The sequence below is a fragment of the Methylomonas sp. 11b genome, from assembly GCF_000515215.1.
GTDB lineage: Bacteria > Pseudomonadota > Gammaproteobacteria > Methylococcales > Methylomonadaceae > Methylomonas.
In genome coordinates this window covers 3,081,838-3,099,100 of sequence record NZ_KI911557.1, presented here as the reverse complement: position 1 = coordinate 3,099,100, position 17,263 = coordinate 3,081,838, and the positions used below count along the sequence as shown (strand labels likewise).

Annotated in this window: 19 protein-coding genes; 14 read left to right on the top strand and 5 right to left on the bottom strand. The window is 52.2% G+C overall.

The window, feature by feature from the left end; all coding sequences use genetic code 11:
- Positions 1–5: 5 nt before the first annotated feature.
- The 3 genes from METH11B_RS0114925 to METH11B_RS0114915 all read left to right on the top strand — a co-directional run bounded on the left by METH11B_RS0114925 (position 6) and on the right by METH11B_RS0114915 (position 2,683).
- Positions 6–1,742: an Hsp70 family protein gene (locus tag METH11B_RS0114925; protein ID WP_026602702.1), complete on the top strand. Its 1,737-nt coding sequence runs from the start codon at positions 6–8 to the stop codon at positions 1,740–1,742.
- The gene (locus METH11B_RS0114920) at positions 1,739–2,146 is read left to right on the top strand and encodes a hypothetical protein (RefSeq protein WP_026602701.1); all 408 of its coding nucleotides are present in this window, start codon (positions 1,739–1,741) and stop codon (positions 2,144–2,146) included. Before METH11B_RS0114925 ends, METH11B_RS0114920 begins: the two co-directional genes overlap by 4 nt.
- Before the next feature lie 66 nt (positions 2,147–2,212).
- Positions 2,213–2,683: a hypothetical protein gene (locus METH11B_RS0114915; RefSeq protein ID WP_026602700.1), complete on the top strand. Its 471-nt coding sequence runs from the start codon at positions 2,213–2,215 to the stop codon at positions 2,681–2,683.
- Positions 2,684–2,707: 24 nt separating this feature from the next.
- On the opposite strand, the gene METH11B_RS0114910 is transcribed toward METH11B_RS0114915, so the two are convergent.
- Positions 2,708–3,457 (bottom strand): hypothetical protein, encoded by a 750-nt coding sequence (locus METH11B_RS0114910; protein ID WP_026602699.1) that lies wholly within the window; start codon positions 3,455–3,457, stop codon positions 2,708–2,710.
- Positions 3,458–3,600: 143 nt separating this feature from the next.
- On the opposite strand from METH11B_RS0114910, the gene METH11B_RS0114905 reads away from it, so the two are divergent.
- Complete coding sequence (locus METH11B_RS0114905) at positions 3,601–4,122, top strand: GNAT family N-acetyltransferase (protein WP_026602698.1); 522 nt, start codon at positions 3,601–3,603, stop codon at positions 4,120–4,122.
- A gap of 45 nt (positions 4,123–4,167) precedes the next feature.
- Here the strand turns inward: METH11B_RS0114905 and METH11B_RS0114900 are convergent, their stop codons facing one another.
- The 4 genes from METH11B_RS0114900 to METH11B_RS0114885 all read right to left on the bottom strand — a co-directional run bounded on the left by METH11B_RS0114900 (position 4,168) and on the right by METH11B_RS0114885 (position 8,653).
- The gene (locus METH11B_RS0114900) at positions 4,168–5,085 is read right to left on the bottom strand and encodes a response regulator (RefSeq protein WP_026602697.1); all 918 of its coding nucleotides are present in this window, start codon (positions 5,083–5,085) and stop codon (positions 4,168–4,170) included.
- 299 nt (positions 5,086–5,384) lie between these two features.
- Positions 5,385–7,769 carry a Lon protease family protein gene (locus METH11B_RS0114895; protein WP_026602696.1) on the bottom strand — a complete coding sequence of 795 codons (2,385 nt, stop codon included), beginning with the start codon at positions 7,767–7,769 and terminating at the stop codon, positions 5,385–5,387.
- Positions 7,770–7,777: 8 nt separating this feature from the next.
- Complete coding sequence (ribA, locus tag METH11B_RS0114890; protein WP_020484109.1) at positions 7,778–8,386, bottom strand: GTP cyclohydrolase II; 609 nt, start codon at positions 8,384–8,386, stop codon at positions 7,778–7,780.
- Positions 8,387–8,413: 27 nt separating this feature from the next.
- A complete protein-coding gene (locus METH11B_RS0114885; RefSeq protein WP_026602695.1) occupies positions 8,414–8,653 on the bottom strand; it encodes a DUF7230 family protein in 240 nt (79 codons plus the stop codon).
- A gap of 54 nt (positions 8,654–8,707) precedes the next feature.
- On the opposite strand from METH11B_RS0114885, the gene mnmG reads away from it, so the two are divergent.
- The 10 genes from mnmG to atpA all read left to right on the top strand — a co-directional run bounded on the left by mnmG (position 8,708) and on the right by atpA (position 17,259).
- Positions 8,708–10,576 (top strand): tRNA uridine-5-carboxymethylaminomethyl(34) synthesis enzyme MnmG, encoded by a 1,869-nt coding sequence (gene mnmG, locus METH11B_RS0114880; RefSeq protein ID WP_036277597.1) that lies wholly within the window; start codon positions 8,708–8,710, stop codon positions 10,574–10,576.
- The gene (gene rsmG / locus METH11B_RS0114875) at positions 10,576–11,202 is read left to right on the top strand and encodes a 16S rRNA (guanine(527)-N(7))-methyltransferase RsmG (protein ID WP_026602693.1); all 627 of its coding nucleotides are present in this window, start codon (positions 10,576–10,578) and stop codon (positions 11,200–11,202) included. Before mnmG ends, rsmG begins: the two co-directional genes overlap by 1 nt.
- Positions 11,195–11,971 carry a ParA family protein gene (locus METH11B_RS0114870; RefSeq protein ID WP_026602692.1) on the top strand — a complete coding sequence of 259 codons (777 nt, stop codon included), beginning with the start codon at positions 11,195–11,197 and terminating at the stop codon, positions 11,969–11,971. The genes rsmG and METH11B_RS0114870 overlap by 8 nt, the downstream gene beginning before the upstream one ends.
- Positions 11,968–12,816, top strand: coding sequence for a ParB/RepB/Spo0J family partition protein (locus tag METH11B_RS0114865; RefSeq protein ID WP_026602691.1), 849 nt, complete (start codon positions 11,968–11,970; stop codon positions 12,814–12,816). Before METH11B_RS0114870 ends, METH11B_RS0114865 begins: the two co-directional genes overlap by 4 nt.
- Positions 12,817–13,126: 310 nt before the next feature.
- On the top strand, positions 13,127–13,495 hold the full coding sequence (locus tag METH11B_RS0114860; protein ID WP_026147084.1) for an ATP synthase subunit I: 369 nt from the start codon (positions 13,127–13,129) through the stop codon (positions 13,493–13,495).
- A gap of 17 nt (positions 13,496–13,512) precedes the next feature.
- A complete protein-coding gene (atpB, locus tag METH11B_RS0114855) occupies positions 13,513–14,277 on the top strand; it encodes a F0F1 ATP synthase subunit A (RefSeq protein ID WP_026147085.1) in 765 nt (254 codons plus the stop codon).
- A gap of 42 nt (positions 14,278–14,319) precedes the next feature.
- Positions 14,320–14,604, top strand: a complete 285-nt coding sequence (atpE, locus tag METH11B_RS0114850) for a F0F1 ATP synthase subunit C (protein WP_020484117.1) — start codon at positions 14,320–14,322, stop codon at positions 14,602–14,604.
- Positions 14,605–14,688: 84 nt separating this feature from the next.
- A complete protein-coding gene (locus METH11B_RS0114845; RefSeq protein ID WP_026602690.1) occupies positions 14,689–15,162 on the top strand; it encodes a F0F1 ATP synthase subunit B in 474 nt (157 codons plus the stop codon).
- A 3-nt stretch (positions 15,163–15,165) separates the two neighbouring features.
- Positions 15,166–15,696 (top strand): F0F1 ATP synthase subunit delta, encoded by a 531-nt coding sequence (locus tag METH11B_RS0114840; RefSeq protein WP_020484119.1) that lies wholly within the window; start codon positions 15,166–15,168, stop codon positions 15,694–15,696.
- 21 nt (positions 15,697–15,717) lie between these two features.
- Positions 15,718–17,259 carry a F0F1 ATP synthase subunit alpha gene (gene atpA, locus METH11B_RS0114835; protein WP_020484120.1) on the top strand — a complete coding sequence of 514 codons (1,542 nt, stop codon included), beginning with the start codon at positions 15,718–15,720 and terminating at the stop codon, positions 17,257–17,259.
- Positions 17,260–17,263 lie beyond the last annotated feature (4 nt).

Genomic DNA, 17,263 nt, shown 5'->3' with positions numbered 1-17,263 from the left:
CGCATATGAATGACATCATCATCGGTATCGATCTAGGGACCACCAATTCAGAAGTAGCTATCGTCGAAAACGGCAAAGTCACTGTGATCGCCGACAACGGCAACAAGATCTTGCCGTCTTTCGTCGGACTCGACGATAACGGCGAGATTCTGGTCGGCACCAGCGCACGCAACCAATATCTGATTTACCCGGAGCGCACGGTCAAGTCGATTAAACGCTTGATGGGGCAGGATACGCGAGTCACGATGGCCGGTCAGTCGTACACGCCGCAGGAAATTTCCGCGATCATTCTGAAACGCTTGAAAGGCATTGCCGAACAGTACGTCGGTCGGTCGATCTCCAAGGCGGTTATTACCGTACCGGCCTATTTTTCCGACGCCCAGCGCCAGGCCATCCGCGAAGCCGGGGAAATCGCCGGGCTGGAAGTGGTGCGGATGATCAACGAACCGACTGCGGCGGCCTTGGTGTACGGTGCCGGCCAGGACGAAGCCAAGCGCATGCTGGTCTACGACTTGGGCGGTGGCACCTTCGACGTGTCGGTGGTCAACGTGCAGAGCGGTGTCGTCGAGGTGCTGGCCAGCCATGGCGATAATCATCTGGGCGGCGACGATTTCGACCAGTTGATCGTCGATCGCATCCTGGCGCATATTCGCGAGCAATTCGGTATCGAAGTCGAGCCGCACGGCAAGGCGATGGCGCGCATCGTGCGGGCGGCGGAACAGGCGAAACTGGTCTTGTCCGACGAGCCGTTTGCGACGATAGAGGAAGAATATTTGCTGGAACGCCAAGGCACGCCGCTGCATTTGACGATGGAGTTGGCGCGCTCGGACTACGAAGACCTGATCGCGGACCATATCAACGCCACCATGGACGCGATCCACATTGCGCTGAAGGGTGCCAAGCTCACCGCGTCCGACATCGACGAAATCATTCTGGTCGGCGGATCGACGCGCACGCCGTGTATCCGCGAGCGCCTTTTCGATGAATTCGGTTTCGAACCGCACGGCGAAGTCGATCCCGATCTTTGCGTGGCGATGGGCGCAGCGATGCAGGCGGCGATGATCAACGGCGAGGACATCGGCACGGTATTGGTCGACGTAACGCCGTATACCTTCGGCACCTGCGCGGTCGGTTATCTGGACGGCCTGCCGTATCCCTATCAGTTCGTGCCCATCATTCATAAAAACAGCGTGTTGCCGGTACGCAAGGCGGAAGCTTTCGAGACCTATCACGACAATCAACGCGAAGTGAATGTGCGGATTTTTCAAGGCGAGGACCCGGATGCGCTGAACAACGTCGAAATCGGCGAATTTTTGGTCGAAGGTTTGTTGGATGTGCCGGCCGGCAATATCATCACCTTGACGCTGGACCTGGATTTGAACGGCATCTTGCACGTCTCGGCGCGGGAAAAAGCCTCCGGCAAAGAAAAGGCCATCACCATCAATAACGCGATTTCCCGCTTCGATAGCGGAGAACTCAGTAGCGCCAAACAGCGTATCGACGGCTTGTTCGGCGAAACTGCTGGTGAAGCTGAAAAGGTAGCGGACAGTCCTGCTGTCGCCGCTGCCCGTCACGCGATCAAGAAAGCCGAAGCGCTGTTCGAAACCGTCTCCGCCGAAGACAAGGAAGACATGGTCGATTTAATCGAAACCATCTCGACTTGTCTGGAAAACGGCGACGAGGCCGGGCTAAGCGTGCCGGTCGAGCGCTTGAACGACATCATCTACTACCTGGAATCGTGATACAGCGCTGCCCGGCCTGCAATGCCCGGCTCGGGGCGGCCACGCTCTGCCCACGTTGCGGTGCCGAGCTGAAGCAAATTGTTCGGAGCGAACGAGTAGCTCAGCAGTGGCTGAGCGTGTCCTTACAAAGCGCGGAGGCCGGCCGGTTGGATTTGGCGGTGCCGGCCGTGTTGCGCTCCTTGAGTTTCAAGCAAACCCCAGCCGCCAAGCTGCTTAGAGGCTTTTTGGTTCAGCGCCTATATCGGACGCTTTATGATACTGTAGCGCAGCAACGCTGGCCGGAAGCGCGCGATATTCTAGGCCATTTACAAATGTTGGAAGGTCAGAACGAAACCTTACGCCGGTTTGACGAGATGATAGGCCATCTGTCGGTTAAATCGGCGGCAAATTCCAGTAGTGATTAGCGGTGCGTGTTGCGGCCGGGCCTCGCTAAGCTAACGTGCCTTGCGTTTAACTTTCGGTAGATCACCATGAAAAAACTCCTGCTTACCCTGCTGGCTATCCTGCTGATCATTGAGGAATGGTTGTGGGATTTTCTGTCGGCCTGCGGTCATTATTTGGCTTTGCTGCTCAGGCTGGAAAGCGTCGAGCGCTGGTTGGCGCAAACCTCGCCGGCCATGGCTTTGCTGGCATTTACAATTCCGGTGCTGATTGTTACGCCTATTAATCTGGCAGCTTTGTCTTTGCTGTTGCACGGCTTGTTGTTGCAGGGCATTTTGCTGGAAGTGTTCGCCAAGTTGCTGGGTACTTTGCTGGTGGCGCGGGTGTTTAAATTGACCAAACCGCAGTTACTGACCTTCGGGATTATCGCTTTTGTTTATCACACTGTGATGGGTTGGCTGCAATGGGCGCATGCCAAGATTGTCGATACCGAGATTTACCGTTGGTCGCGACAGGTAAAAGCGCAGGTGAAGGCGAAAGTTAAAGCGTGGTTGGGTTAAATTCTCGGGAGATATGAATCGCTCCTAGTCCGGATTGGCCCCGGTCAGCGCTTGCCGTTGTTTGAACAGCACGTAGCCGCAGACTATCAGCGCAGCGATCATCAATATCGCCCCCAGCAACTGGGATAGTTTTGCCAGAGTATGATCCTGCGCCAACAGGCCGGATTCTGTCAGCAAATATTCCCAATCGTGAAAACCGTATGGTGCGGAATGGCCGAAATTGCCGCCTAACAAGGGTAGTTGTCCGGCGCGCGCGTCATTGATATAAGGCGCAATATCCAGAAAATTCTCGCCCACCCACCATAAACACAAGCCGGCCCCGAAAGGATCGCGGGTTTTTAGCAATAAGGTCAGCATGCAAATTGCCGGCATCAGGAGTTGTCCCAGTGTGCCGCCCAGCGAGGTGATAAATTGCCCGAAGGGCCGGAAAATTACATGGCCGGCTTCGTGAAACGGCAGATTGACCAGGTGCAGAAACGATTCGCCGACCGCATTGCTGGCCAAGCCCGGGGTAATCAGCAACCAGCTCCACAGTAAAAATCCTGGTAATAATAGGCAGCGGCCAACAAAGATGGCTTCGTTGTCTGCATAAATGTCGTTGCCGAATACCGTGTCCGCCGGCGGCTCGATGTGAATCACAACTTGAGGCCTATCTGTAGCCGGCGAGCTTGAGATACCGTGGTATTTGTAATATTTGGCAAAGACGATGCCGCAGTGCCGGCAGGTATCTGTGGCGGGCGGCACGTCCCGATTACACTTGGGGCATGGCTTCATTTTTGGCTCCAGGCTTGAGGGTAAGGATGGGTATAGATTCTGCGGTTAAACCTTAGCAGTTGGGCCGGGATTTTTTTCATTCCGGCAACATTTTATTTGTGTGTTAAGCGGATTACCGGACAAGCGAGATTTTGAGGTTACTCATGTTGGAACTGATATTTTCCAGGGCCGAACCAGCCGACGCGGAGCAACTGGTGGCATTGATCAATTCAGCGTATCGCGGCGAATCCAGCCGGCAGGGCTGGACCACCGAAGCCGATTTGCTGGACGGCCGGCGTACCGATGCCGCGGATATTCTGGATTTAATCGCCGGGGCGGAGTCGATGATTATGCAGTGCCGGCGGCAGAACGAATTGCTGGGCTCGGTGCATTTACAAAAGGTCGATCAGCAGGTGCAGATCGGCATGTTGGCGGTCGCGCCGGCTATGCAAGGCCTGGGGATAGGCAAGCGTTTGTTGGCGGCGGCGGAAGCGGAGGCCATGCAAGCCTGGCGGGTTAAACATTTGGTGATGGCGGTGATCCCTTGTCGGACCGAGCTAATGGCGTTTTACAAACGGCGCGGCTATCAGCGCACCGGGACTATTAAGGCGTTTCCGGTTAATCCGGCATTGTGGCAACCTAAAGTGGCCGGTTTGTCTTTGGAATTATTGGAGAAGCATCTCTAAGCGGTTGCGCCCGGCTTGATGCCTTTGATGGTAAATTTAGCGCGATCAATTACTTGCGCTGTTCACCGTGGCAACGACTTGATTGCCGTTTCCAAGATAATCAAGTGAGTCGAAACTCAACATCCGGGATAAAGCAATGCCCCGGCCGTGCAGGTCGGTTGCGCGCTCCGGCGAGAAGGTCAGGAAATTCGAAGGATCGAAGCCCTGGCCCTGATCTTTAATCGTAAAGGTGGTGCGGGTTGGTTCTCTGACAATTTTAACCACCACGAATTTATCTTCATATTCAGGCTGATTGAGCCGGCGTTCGATTTCTTCACGCCAACGGCCCTGGCTAACCAATTCGGTTTTTTCTTGATAGCTGATGCCGAGATTACCGTGTTCGACAGAATTTAGCAGCAACTCGGAAAGTCCGGTGGCGACTTTTTCCGGGTTGCATGACAAGTCGGCAAGCAGCGTGGTCAAACCTTTGATTTCATTTAAGGTCCGGAAGCCAAATTCCGCTTTGCGCAGCAAGCTTAGCGCTACTCGCTTATTGGTAATCCGGGTTTTCAGCGCTTTGTGGCGACGGCTGTCATCAATAGCTGACGCCACAAAAGCCAGTAGAACTTTTTCGTCGTAAGGTTTGGTCAAATAATGATAAACCCCGGCATTGATGCCTTCCACAATGGCGTCCCGCGACGAAATTCCGGTCTGAAAAATCACCGGCAGCTCGGCAAACCGCGGATCGCCTTTGATTTTGGCCAACAATTCCATGCCATCCATCTGCGGCATATCCCGATCAGTCACGACGATATCGAAGGGTTGTTCGCTGCCGTTAAGTAATTGCCAGGCCTCTAAACCGTTGCTGGCGGATTGAACCAGGTAACCGTCTGACTCCAAGAATTTGCGGAGTATTTCCCGCATAAGTTTCATGTCATCGACGATCAATACCTTAGCTTTAAAGTCATGGTCAGAAAATTTCAACGCCAATTCTCCTAAAGGCAGCGGTTAAAGTAAGTTGACGAGAAAATTAACCTAGTGGCTTAAATGATGCTATCCGCGTTTGGGCAAATAAACAACTGTATCGATTTTGCGGACTATCGTTGAGTGATTGGTTTGGCGGGGCTTAGCGATGAATAATTGTTTTGCAATTGTTTGGTTGCGCGGCATTCGACTGAAGCAGCTTGCAAATCAGTTGCGTTTTTATGCTCCCTACTGGAAGCGCTATCGCATGATTTTACCTCTCAATCGGGCCATTGCGCCGACCAACTGCTGTGGCTGGTTTAGCCCGTTTCGGTTTCCTTATCTTCGTCGGTGGACATATCGGAAATTTCCTTTAAACGGGCAACGGCCTTGAAGTTGACGCTGCCTTCCGGGTACTGGCCTTCCGCGTTGATGGTGCCGGCTTCTTGTCCGGTCAGCAGGCTCAACGCTTCATCGACGCTGGATACTGTGTAAATGGCAAATAGGCCCTGCTCGACCGCGTCTACTACTTGCTGTTTCAGCATCAAATTGCGTTTGTTGGATGCCGGGATGATCACGGCTTGTTTACCAGTCAATCCGCGCGCGGCGCAGAGCTCGAAAAAGCCTTCGATTTTTTCGTTGACGCCGCCGATGGCTTGCACTTCGCCGTATTGATTGATAGAGCCGGTCATCGCGAAGCCTTGTTGAATCGGCGTACGCGTCAGTGCGGAAATCAGGCAGCACAGCTCGGCCAGCGAGGCGCTGTCGCCGTCGATGTGGCCGTAAGACTGTTCCATCGCAATGCTGGCGGAGATGGCCAACGGAAATTGCTGAGCGTAACAGTGCCCAAGGTAACCGCTCAAAATCATCACGCCCTTGGAATGGATGGGTTGGCCCAGTTCCACTTCGCGTTCGATGTCGACAATGCCTCTGGAGCCGGGATGCACGGTGGCGGTGATCCGCGCTGGCGCGCCGAAGCTGCTGCCGCCAATGTCCATCACTGTTAAGCCGTTGACCTTGCCGATGGCTTCGCCGTCGGTGTCGATCAGAATGGTGCCTTCCAGCATTTCTTCCAGGATCGCTTCGGCGATGCGGCCGTTGCGCTGTTCGCGAGCAGATAGCGCTAGTTCGATTTCGGCCTTATCGATGTTAGCTGCGTTGGTTTGGCTGGCCAACAAATTGGCCTCGGCGATGATCTCCAGGCAGCTGTTGACGTGAGCAGACAGGCGCTGCTGGTTTTCCGCCAGCCGGCAACTGTACTCGATCAAGCGTAGCAAAGCCGCATCGGTCAAGGCTTTGGCGCCGGAGTCGGTGGCGTGGCGTTTTAGCAATGTCACAAATTGGCCGACATTGTCCGGGCTGCGTTTGATGTGATCATCAAAGTCGGCCAACACCCGGAACATCTCGTTGAATTCGCTATCCAGCTCTTCCAAAAGATAATAAATATCGCGCGAGCCAACCAAAATGACTTTGACGTTAAGCGGAATCACGCCGGGTTTCAGCGTGATGGTGTTGATGCCCAGCTCGGAATAAGGCGACTCGATTTCGATGCGGCCGGCTTGCAGCGCCCGTTTCAGGCCTTCCCAAACGAAAGGGTAGGTCAGGACTTTTTCCGCATCTAAGATCAGGTAGCCGCCGTTGGCGCGATGTAAGGAGCCGGGGCAAATGCGCCGGTAACTGGTCACCAAGGTGCCTTGGTCGCTGATGTACTCAATGCGGCCGAACAGGTTTTGATAGATCGGATGCGGTTCGTAAATCACTGGCGCGCCGTTGCCGTCGTGTTTGCAATCTACGAGGATATTGGGCAGATATTGCTCGATTAGCGCCAAGCGCTTGGCGATGATCTCCCGGCTATCCTGGCTGCGGCTGGGCATCAGCAACTCGCCGATGGTGTTGCTTAGGCTTTTTTCGATCTCCGCCAGATAAGTAATCACGTCATCGACGTTTTGGTATTTGTGGTTCAGCTCGGCCAGCAGCGGCTCCAAGGCTTGCTTGATGGTGTCGTTGTCTAGCTGGCGTGTTTCTTCCACCAGCGTGCGCCGCCACTGCGGCAGTTCCAGCAATACGTCGCCGAGAAATTCTTCCAATTCTTCAGTGTGTTGATGAAAGGCATCGCGTTCGGCTTGCGGCAGCAAGGTGAATTGGTCTTCGTCCAGTGCCTTGTCGTTGCGGATGGGTAGAAAAGTGATGGTATCGCTGTCGCGGTAAAGCGCTACGCTCATCTCGCGCGCTTTGCCGTCTACCAGGTCAATGGCGGCGTTGTAACGCTGGTTAAAGCGGCGCTCTATCGCCGTCTTTTTTTGTTGGTAACTAGGGCTTTCGAAGGCGGCCGGAAAGGTGGCCAGCACGTCGTCGATCAGCTTTTCGATGTCCTTGGCAAAACTGTGCCCTTCGCCGGACGGCAGTTCGATAGCCACCGGCTCGCGCTGATTCTCGAAGTTATCGACGTAAGCATAAGACAGCGGCGATTCTTGCTGTTCGGCATAGGTGCTTAAATAATGGCTGACCATGGACAAGCGGCCGGTACCGGGATCGCCCATCACGAAGATGTTGTAGCCCGGCGCCTTCATTGCAATGCCAAAGGCCAGAGCCGATTGGGCGCGAGTTTGGCCGAGGATGGCGTTGGGTTGTTCGGTTGGCGCTGCGCTGGGCAAATCAATCGCCAGCTTCAAGGCCGAGACCGGCAATTTCAATTGTTCAAGCATGATGCGGGTTATTTGCTGTTAGGCATCGACAGCATGTGGCTCATGCGTTCGGCTTTGGTTTTCAGATATTCAAGATTGTCTTGATGAATGCGGGTTTCGATAGCGATACGGTTGTTAACCTTAATTCCCAGCTTGGTCAGTTCGTCGATTTTCAATGGATTGTTGGTGATCAGTTCGATAGAGCGGACTTGCAGGCTATTCAAAATCAGTGCGGCAATGTCGTATTGGCGTTCGTCGGCCAGGTGGCCAAGCTTGATGTTGGCATCGACGGTATCCAGGCCTTGGTCTTGCAGATTGTAAGCCTGGAGTTTTTTCAGCAAGCCGATGCCGCGTCCCTCCTGGCGCAGATAAATCAAGACCCCGCAGCCGGCAGTGTTGATCAAATCCAGGGCCATATCCAGCTGTTCGCCGCAATCGCAGCGCCGTGAGCCCAGCACATCGCCGGTAAAACACTCTGAATGGATGCGTACCGGCACGTCTTCCTTGCCGGCTACTTCGCCTTTGACGAAGGCTACATGTTCTTTTTTATCGAGGCTGTTGCTGTAGTAGTGCAGAATGAATTCGCCGTGTTTGGTGGGAATCCGGGTTTGAACTTTATCTTCTATGCTTGCTTTCACTGCTGTGGAAATCCTCAATCTGCGGCATTAAGCGGCAAGTGCCCGCGACTGTTTGTTGACAGCAGCGATGGCGACTGGCCTGGAGCCTTTCGTAATTGCTGAGTAGGCAACGATTACGAAAGGCTCCAGGCCTGTATGTTTGGCTTTGCGACGATACCGGGTTTTGTCGGCGAAAATCTGCGCTTTGTTGAACTGATGGGCGAATTTCGCCACCGGGTTTTTGCAGGGCTTGGCTTGCAAGTCCTTGCTGGGGTTTTGTTTTCTCATGCTTTTTTCTCCGCAAGCTATTAAAATAACGTTTTATTTGAACATAGAATGCCTGTGAAATTCCAGAAAGACTTTGATGTGATCGTAGTGGGCGGTGGTCACGCCGGCACTGAGGCAGCCTTGGCTGCTGCTCGTTCTGGTGCGCAAACTCTGTTGTTATCGCAAAACATTGAGACCTTAGGGCAGATGAGTTGCAATCCGGCAATAGGCGGGATAGGCAAAGGGCATCTGGTCAAGGAAGTGGACGCGCTGGGTGGCATTATGGCGCAGGCCATCGATAAAGGCGGTATCCAGTTCCGTATCCTCAATGCTAGCAAAGGCCCGGCGGTACGGGCGACCCGGGCGCAGGCGGACCGGATGCTTTACAAGCAAGCGGTGCGCACTGCGCTGGAAAATCAGCCCAATCTGGCTTTATTTCAGCAAACCGTTTCCGATTTGCTGGTGGAAGGCGAACGCGTGGTGGGTGTAAAAACCCAGATGGGTCTGGAGTTTAATGCTCGAGCCGTGGTGTTGACTGCCGGTACCTTCTTGGCTGGCCGTATTCATATCGGTCTGGAAAATTACAGCGGTGGCCGCGCCGGCGATGCTGCTTCGATTGCGTTAGCCGAACGCTTGCGGGAACTGCCCTTCCGCATCGGTCGTTTGAAAACCGGCACGCCGGCCCGCATCGACGGCCGCACTATAGATTACAGCAAATTGCAGGAACAACACGGCGACACGCCGTTGCCTGTGTTTTCGTTCATGGGTAGCCGCGAGCAGCATCCGCGGCAAATCTGTTGCCACATCACCCGAACCAACGAACAAACCCACGACATCATTCGTTCCGGTTTGGATCGGTCGCCTATGTATTCCGGCATTATCGAAGGTGTTGGCCCGCGTTACTGTCCGTCGATTGAAGACAAAGTCGTGCGCTTTGCGGACCGCGATTCGCACCAAATTTTTGTCGAACCGGAAGGCTTGACCACCAATGAAGTGTATCCCAACGGCATTTCCACCAGTTTGCCGTTCGACATTCAATATCGCTTCATCCGCACCATGCTCGGTTTCGAGAATGCGGAAATTGTTCGTCCCGGTTATGCCATCGAATACGATTTCTTCGATCCACGCGATCTGAAAACGTCTTTAGAAACTAAGCATATGAACGGTTTGTTCTTCGCCGGCCAGATCAACGGCACTACCGGTTACGAAGAAGCCGCCGCCCAAGGTTTGATTGCAGGCTTAAACGCGGCGCGTCTGGCTAAGGGCTTGGAAAGCTGGTGCCCCGGTCGCGACGAAGCCTACATTGGCGTGATGATCGACGATCTGATCACGCGCGGCACTGCCGAGCCGTACCGCATGTTTACCAGTCGCGCCGAATACCGCTTACAACTGCGCGAAGACAATGCCGATTTGCGTTTGACCGAACAAGGCCGGGAGCTGGGTCTGGTTGATGATGCCCGCTGGCAGCGCTTTGAAGAAAAGCGCGAAGCCATTGCTAATCTGCAAGGTAAGCTGGCCAAAAAGTGGATACGCACCGAATCCGACGAAGCTGCTTTGGCCGAGGAATTGTGGGGTAAAAAACTGTTGAAAGAAGCCAGTCTGATGGAAATGCTGCGTCGCCCGGAAGTGGATGTCGAGAGTCTGCTGCGATTCAGCGACGAAACCGAAGTGGATGAGCAAGTGGCCGAACAGGTAGCGATACAAGCCAAGTACGCCGGCTACATTGATCGCCAGCAAACTGAAATCAACCGTACCTTGCGTTACGAGCATTTGAAACTGCCGGACAATGTTGATTACAGCCTAGTGTCCGGTCTATCTAACGAAGTCAGCGAAAAATTGAAAAAGCAGCGACCGGAAACCTTGGGCCAAGCCTCGCGGATTCCTGGCATTACCCCTGCAGCGATTTCCTTGTTGTTGGTGCATCTGAAAAAGAAAAGCGCTTGATGGATGCTTGTCGCGATAAGCTGGAGCTCGGCCTAAAAGCGCTCGGGCTGGATATCGGTGAGCACGGTAACGATGCGTTATTGCGCTTTATCAAGTTGATTGCCAAATGGAACAAAGCCTATAACCTGACGGCGGTGCGCGATCCGCTGGAAATGGTCAGTCTGCACATCCTGGATAGCTTGGCGATTCTGCCGTATCTTCACGGTTCGCGCGTCGCGGACATAGGTACCGGTGCCGGTTTGCCGGGCATTCCGTTGGCGATTTGTCGGCCAGATTGCCATTTCACCTTGGTCGATTCCAACTCCAAGAAAACCCGCTTTGTACAGCAGGCCGTGCTGGAGTTGAAGTTGAAAAATGTCGTGATAGTGCATAGCCGCGCTGAACTGCTGCAACCGGCTGAGTTGTATTCCACGGTTATTTGCCGAGCCTTTGCCAGCATGCCCGATATCCTGCAACTCACCGGTCATTTGCTGGCTGACGATGGCGTACTGCTGGCGATGAAAGGTCAGCAGCCCGAGCAAGAGCTGATAGACTTGGCCGCAACATACAGCGTGATTCCGCTGATGGTGCCCGGCATAGACGCCGAACGCTGCCTGATTCGACTGGAGAACCCCAAGCATGGCTAAGATTATTGCGATTACCAACCAAAAAGGCGGAGTCGGCAAAACCACCACCAGCGTCAATCTGGCGGCGGCTTTGGCGGCAACTAAGCGCAAGGTGTTGTTAATCGACCTGGACCCGCAAGGCAATGCGGCTATGGGTTGCGGGGTGAATAAGGAAGAAATCGAATATTCCAGCTGTGAGTTACTGCTGGAAGAAGTGCCGGTTTCCGAGATTGTCGTGAAAAATAAGCAGCTGGGTTTTGATTTGATCCCAGGGAACGCCGATCTGACCGCAGCCGAAGTGCAGTTGATGAGTGCGCAGCATCGCGAGCGCCGCCTGGCCGATGCTTTACTGACGATAAAAGATCAATACGATTACATCTTGATCGACTGTCCGCCGTCTTTGAATATGCTGACCTTGAACGCGATGGTGGCTGCTAATAGCGTGTTGATTCCCATGCAGTGCGAATATTATTCGCTGGAAGGCTTGTCTTCATTGATGTCGACCTTACGCAGCATCCGCGATAGCGTCAATCCGGGTTTGTATCTGGAAGGCATATTGCGAACCATGGTGGATAGTCGCAGTCGCTTGGGTAAGGATGTTTCCGATCAGTTAATCGAATATTTTGGCGACAAAGTTTTCCGAACTACCATTCCCAGAAACATTCGTCTGGCTGAGGCGCCCAGCCATGGCGTGCCGGTGTTGGCTTACGATAAATCCTCGCGCGGCGCGATGGCATACATCGCGTTGGCGGGTGAAATGATCAGAAAAGAAAAAGCGGCAAAAAAATGATGCAAAAAAAACGCGGTTTAGGGCGAGGTTTGAGCGAATTGCTGGGCGACGTTAGCGCGCCGGTGCCCGAAAAATCTCAAGACTCGCAAAGTTTGCCCATCGAGTTCCTACAGCGCGGCAAGTATCAGCCACGCAAGGACATGGACCCGGATAAGCTGAAGGAGTTGTCCGATTCGATTGCTGCGCAAGGCATCATCCAACCGATCATTGTCCGCAAAATAGACGGCGAGAAATATGAAATCATCGCCGGTGAACGCCGTTGGCGGGCGGCGCAATTAGCCGAGTTGCAGGATGTGCCGGTGCTGATCAAGGATTTGGATGATCGTTCGGTGATGGCGATAGCCTTGATCGAAAACATTCAGCGCGAGGATTTGAATGCGTTGGAAGAAGCCGAGGCACTGCATCGTTTGCAGGACGAGTTCGAGCTCACCCATCAGCAGATCGCTACGGCGGTAGGCAAGTCGCGTACGACGATCACCAATTTGTTACGCTTGCTGGAGCTTGCTGGTGAAGTGAAAGGCATGTTGGGCAAGGGCTTGTTGGAAATGGGGCATGCTCGAGCATTGCTGGGGCTGGACGAAGCCAAACAAGTCGAAATTGCCAACAAAGCCGTCAAACACGGTTTGACTGTCAGGGCGGTAGAAAAGTTGGTGCGCGAACAGCATGAAGATAAGCCGGCGGCAGTGAAAAAAATCGACCCGGATACCTTGCGGTTGCAGCGGGACTTGAGTGAAAGAACCGGCGCCAAGGTGGAAATCAATCATCAGAGCAGTGGCAAAGGCAAATTGATTTTTACATACACCAGTTTGGAAGAGCTGGAAGGCATCATAAAAAAAATCAATTGAGTGCTTCGATACTGGCAAATGTCGTATTTCGGCCATGGTACGGCGCTTTGTCGGATTTGCTACAATATCGATTTGGACAATATTTCAGAAAATCAGTGTGTTACGAAATGGCATGTGTATTGCTGTAAGCGTTGGGATTGAAAGTTCGATATAAAGCCTCTGTGCTTGCTGTTGATCGAGTGTTGGGCAGGGATAGTCTAGCCAAATCAACAAGGTGGCAATGCCAATTGGTTCCTGCCGGACGTGCTTACCTTGCTTTAGAAGTGCTGGCTGGATATAATCGCCCAGCTCAAGACGAAAGGGGAAGTGAATGACAGCTAGAAATGATTTTTCTACTGTCAGAAAAGTAGTTTTTGGACAAGTCCTGATGGCTGCATTGGTGGCGTCGGGATTTTTGTTGATAGGCGGTTGGAAAAGTGCAGTATCTCCGTTATTTGGAGGATTCGTGGCTTTGCTGCCTAATCTGTATTTTGCCTACAAAATCTATCTTGCCAAGGATTTGGGCGCGCAGGGTATCGTTAATGCATTTTATGCAGGCGAAACGGTTAAGTTAATTTTGACGGTAGCCCTGTTTTCTATCGTGTTACAGATTCCCTCTGTTGATTTCTTAACGCTGATGGTGGGTTACATCGCAGTGTTGTCGGTTTTTTGGTTTGCGCTGTTTTTGTGGCGTGATTAGTTTTTTTGCGAGGACAAATGAGTACTGAAGGTGGCGCAACAGGTTATATAGTCCATCACTTGACACCATTGTCGGTGGGTGAGGGATTTTGGACATTGCATCTGGATACCTTGTTTTTCTCCGCGTTTTTAGGCGGATTGTTCATTCTGTTCTTCAAAACGGTGGCGGAAAGAGCGACATCCGGGGTGCCTGGCTTGGCGCAAAATATTGCGGAAACCTTGGTAGAGTTCGTCGATACCCAAGTTAAGGACAGTTTCCACGGTCGCAGTCCTTTGATCGCGCCGCTATCGTTGACAATCTTCTGCTGGGTGTTCATGTGGAACGCCATGGACATGTTGCCGGTGGATTTGTTGCCGATGATAGGCAGCTTGATGGGCATGGAATACATGCGTGTGGTGCCGAGTACCGATTTGAACGGTACCTTTGCCTTGTCGATCAGCGTATTTTTCCTGATCTTCTTTTACAGCATCAAGGTTAAGGGATTGATGGGGTTCGCCAAGGAAATGACTTGCACGCCTTTCGGTCCGAAAATGATGCCGTTCAATCTGCTGCTGAAAACAGTGGAAGAATTGGCGAAACCCATCTCGCTGGGTCTGCGGTTATTCGGTAACTTGTATGCCGGTGAGTTGGTATTTATCCTGATCGCGTTGCTACCGCCTATCGTTCAGCCATTGCTGGGCTTTCCTTGGGCTGTATTTCATATTCTGGTTATTACTCTGCAAGCCTTCATATTCATGGTGTTAACCATCGTGTATTTGAGCTTGGCCCACGAAGATCATTAATAGTTTTATTTTCAACTTTCATATCAATATTTAGGAGACACTATGGAACTCGCATCATTAATTGCCAACGTACAAGGCTTCACCGTTATCGCAGTTGGCATCATTTTGGGCTTGGGCGCAATCGGTACTGCTATCGGCTTTGGTCTGCTGGGTGGTAAATTCCTGGAAGGCGCTGCTCGTCAACCTGAGTTGGTTCCTATGTTGCAGGTCAAAATGTTCATCATCGCCGGTTTGCTTGACGCGGTAACCATGATCGGTGTTGGTCTGGCGCTGATGTTGACCTTCGCAAACCCATTCCTTTCAGCCGTTCAATCTGTCGCAGGTTAATTAGCAATTATCGGATCAAGTTGAATGGGTTAGTCCCTGTTCGCATACCGATAGAATGACAACGGCATTACGAGGAAAGCATCAATGAGCATCAATGCTACTCTGATCGGGCAGATGATAACTTTCACACTTCTGGTTTGGTTTACCATGAAGTATGTCTGGCCACCGATCATTGCCGCTCTGGAAGAGCGCAAAACCAAAATTTCCGAAGGTTTGGCCGCGGCCGAGAAAGGCCAGGAAGAAATTAAATTGGCCGAGAAAAAAGCCAAGAGCCTGCTGAAGGAAGCCAAAGAACAATCGGCGGAAATCGTCAGCGCAGCGCAGAAACGCGCCAATCAGCTGGTTGAAGAGTCGAAAGATCAAGCCAAAAAAGAAGGCGAGCGTTTGCTTGAAGCAGCAAAAGCCCAGATAGAGCAGGAAATGCTGCAAGCCAAAGAGAGCTTGCGTAAAGAAGTATCCTCACTGGCTTTGCGTGCAGCTGAACAGATTTTGAAAGAAGAAATCGACAAAGCCAAGCATCAAGACATTCTCAGCAAAGCAGCGGATCAATTGGGTTAAGCAATGGCTGAATTATCGACATTAGCAAGACCTTACGCGGAAGCGGCTTTCAAGCGCGCCAAGGAAACGGGGTCGTCCAAGCAATGGTCCGATTCGTTGACGTTTTTGTCTTTGGTCATTCAGGATGAGGCATTGGCTAACATTGTCAAAAATCCTCGGGTTGGCAAACAGCATACAGCACAGTTGATTCTGGATATATGCCAGGATCAGATACAAGACGAAGCCAAGAATCTTCTGAAAGTGTTGATAGAAAATGACAAGCTGCCCTTATTGCCGCAAATTTCGGTGATGTTCGAGCAGTACAAAGCGGATGATGAAGGCTACGTCAATGTTGATTTATACAGTGCGTACTCGCTAACAAAAGCCGAGCAAGGCAAATATGTCGCCATGCTGGAAAAGCTTTTGCATAAAAAGGTCAATGCATCCGTTTCTGTCGATAAATCGTTAATTGGGGGCATCCTCGCTAAAGCGGGCGACAAAGTCATCGACGGTTCTATCAAAGGCCAGCTTCATCAATTAGCTAAAAGACTTTAAGAGTTAGAGCGGGAAAATAAAATGCAATTAAATCCATCAGAAATAAGTGATCTGATCAAAAAGAAGATCGAGAACTTCGACGCCCATATTGAGGCACATACCGAAGGCACCGTAGTCAGTGTCACCGACGGTATTGTTCGGGTTCACGGTCTGTCGGAAGCAATGCAAGGCGAAATGCTGGAATTCCCTGGCGGCTCTTACGGCATGGCTTTGAACCTGGAAAGAGACTCGGTCGGTGTGGTAATGCTCGGTGCTTACCAACATATTACCGAAGGCGATACCGTTAAATGTACCGGTAGAATTCTGGAAGTGCCGGTTGGTGAAGCCTTGCTGGGCCGAGTGGTCGATGCCTTGGGTAACCCAATCGACGGCAAAGGCGCTATCGAAACTAAATTAAGCTCGCCTATCGAAAAAATTGCTCCAGGCGTTATCGCCAGACAATCGGTAGATCAACCGGTGCAAATCGGTTTGAAAGCGATTGACTCGATGATTCCAGTTGGTCGCGGCCAACGTGAGTTGATCATCGGGGACCGACAAACCGGTAAAACAGCCATTGCGATTGATGCGATCATCAATCAAAAAGGTACCGGCATCAAATGTATCTATGTGGCTATCGGCCAAAAACGTTCTTCTATTGCCAACGTGGTTCGCAAACTGGAAGAGCACGGCGCGATGGAGCACACTATCATCGTGGTCGCTTCGGCTTCTGAATCGGCGGCGCTGCAATTTATTGCACCCTACACCGGTTGCTCGATGGGCGAATATTTCCGCGATATCGGCGAAGATGCACTGATCATTTATGACGATTTGACCAAGCAAGCTTGGGCGTATCGCCAAATTTCCTTGCTGTTGCGTCGTCCGCCAGGTCGTGAAGCGTATCCAGGTGACGTGTTCTACATTCACTCGCGCTTGCTGGAACGTGCGGCTCGGATCAACGCGGTTGAAGTAGAAAAATTGACCAACGGTAAAGTGAAAGGCAAAACCGGTTCATTGACTGCGTTGCCGATTATCGAAACGCAAGGCGGCGACGTGTCGGCTTTCGTTCCGACCAACGTAATTTCCATCACCGATGGCCAGATATTCCTGGAAACCGGTCTGTTCAACTCAGGTATTCGTCCAGCGGTTAACGCCGGTCTGTCGGTATCCCGGGTTGGTGGCGCGGCACAAACCAAGATTATCAAAAAGTTGGGTGGCGGTATTCGTCTGGATTTGGCGCAGTTCCGCGAGTTGGCGGCGTTTGCTCAGTTCGCTTCCGATTTGGACGAAAGCACCCGCAAGCAAATCGAGCGCGGACAACGCGTTACCGAACTGATGAAACAAAATCAATACGCGCCGATGTCGGTTGCGGATATGAGTGTTTCCTTGTATGCGGCTAACGCTGGTTTCCTGGATAGCCTGGAAGTTAAAAAAGTACGCGATTTCGAAGCGGCCTTGCTGGACTTCATGCATGCTGACGAGTCAGCTTTGATGGCTAAAATTAACGAGAAAGGCGACTATAACGACGAAATTCAAAAAGGCATTCACAGTGCCATTGAACGTTTCGTCAAGACCGGTAGCTGGTAAAGGG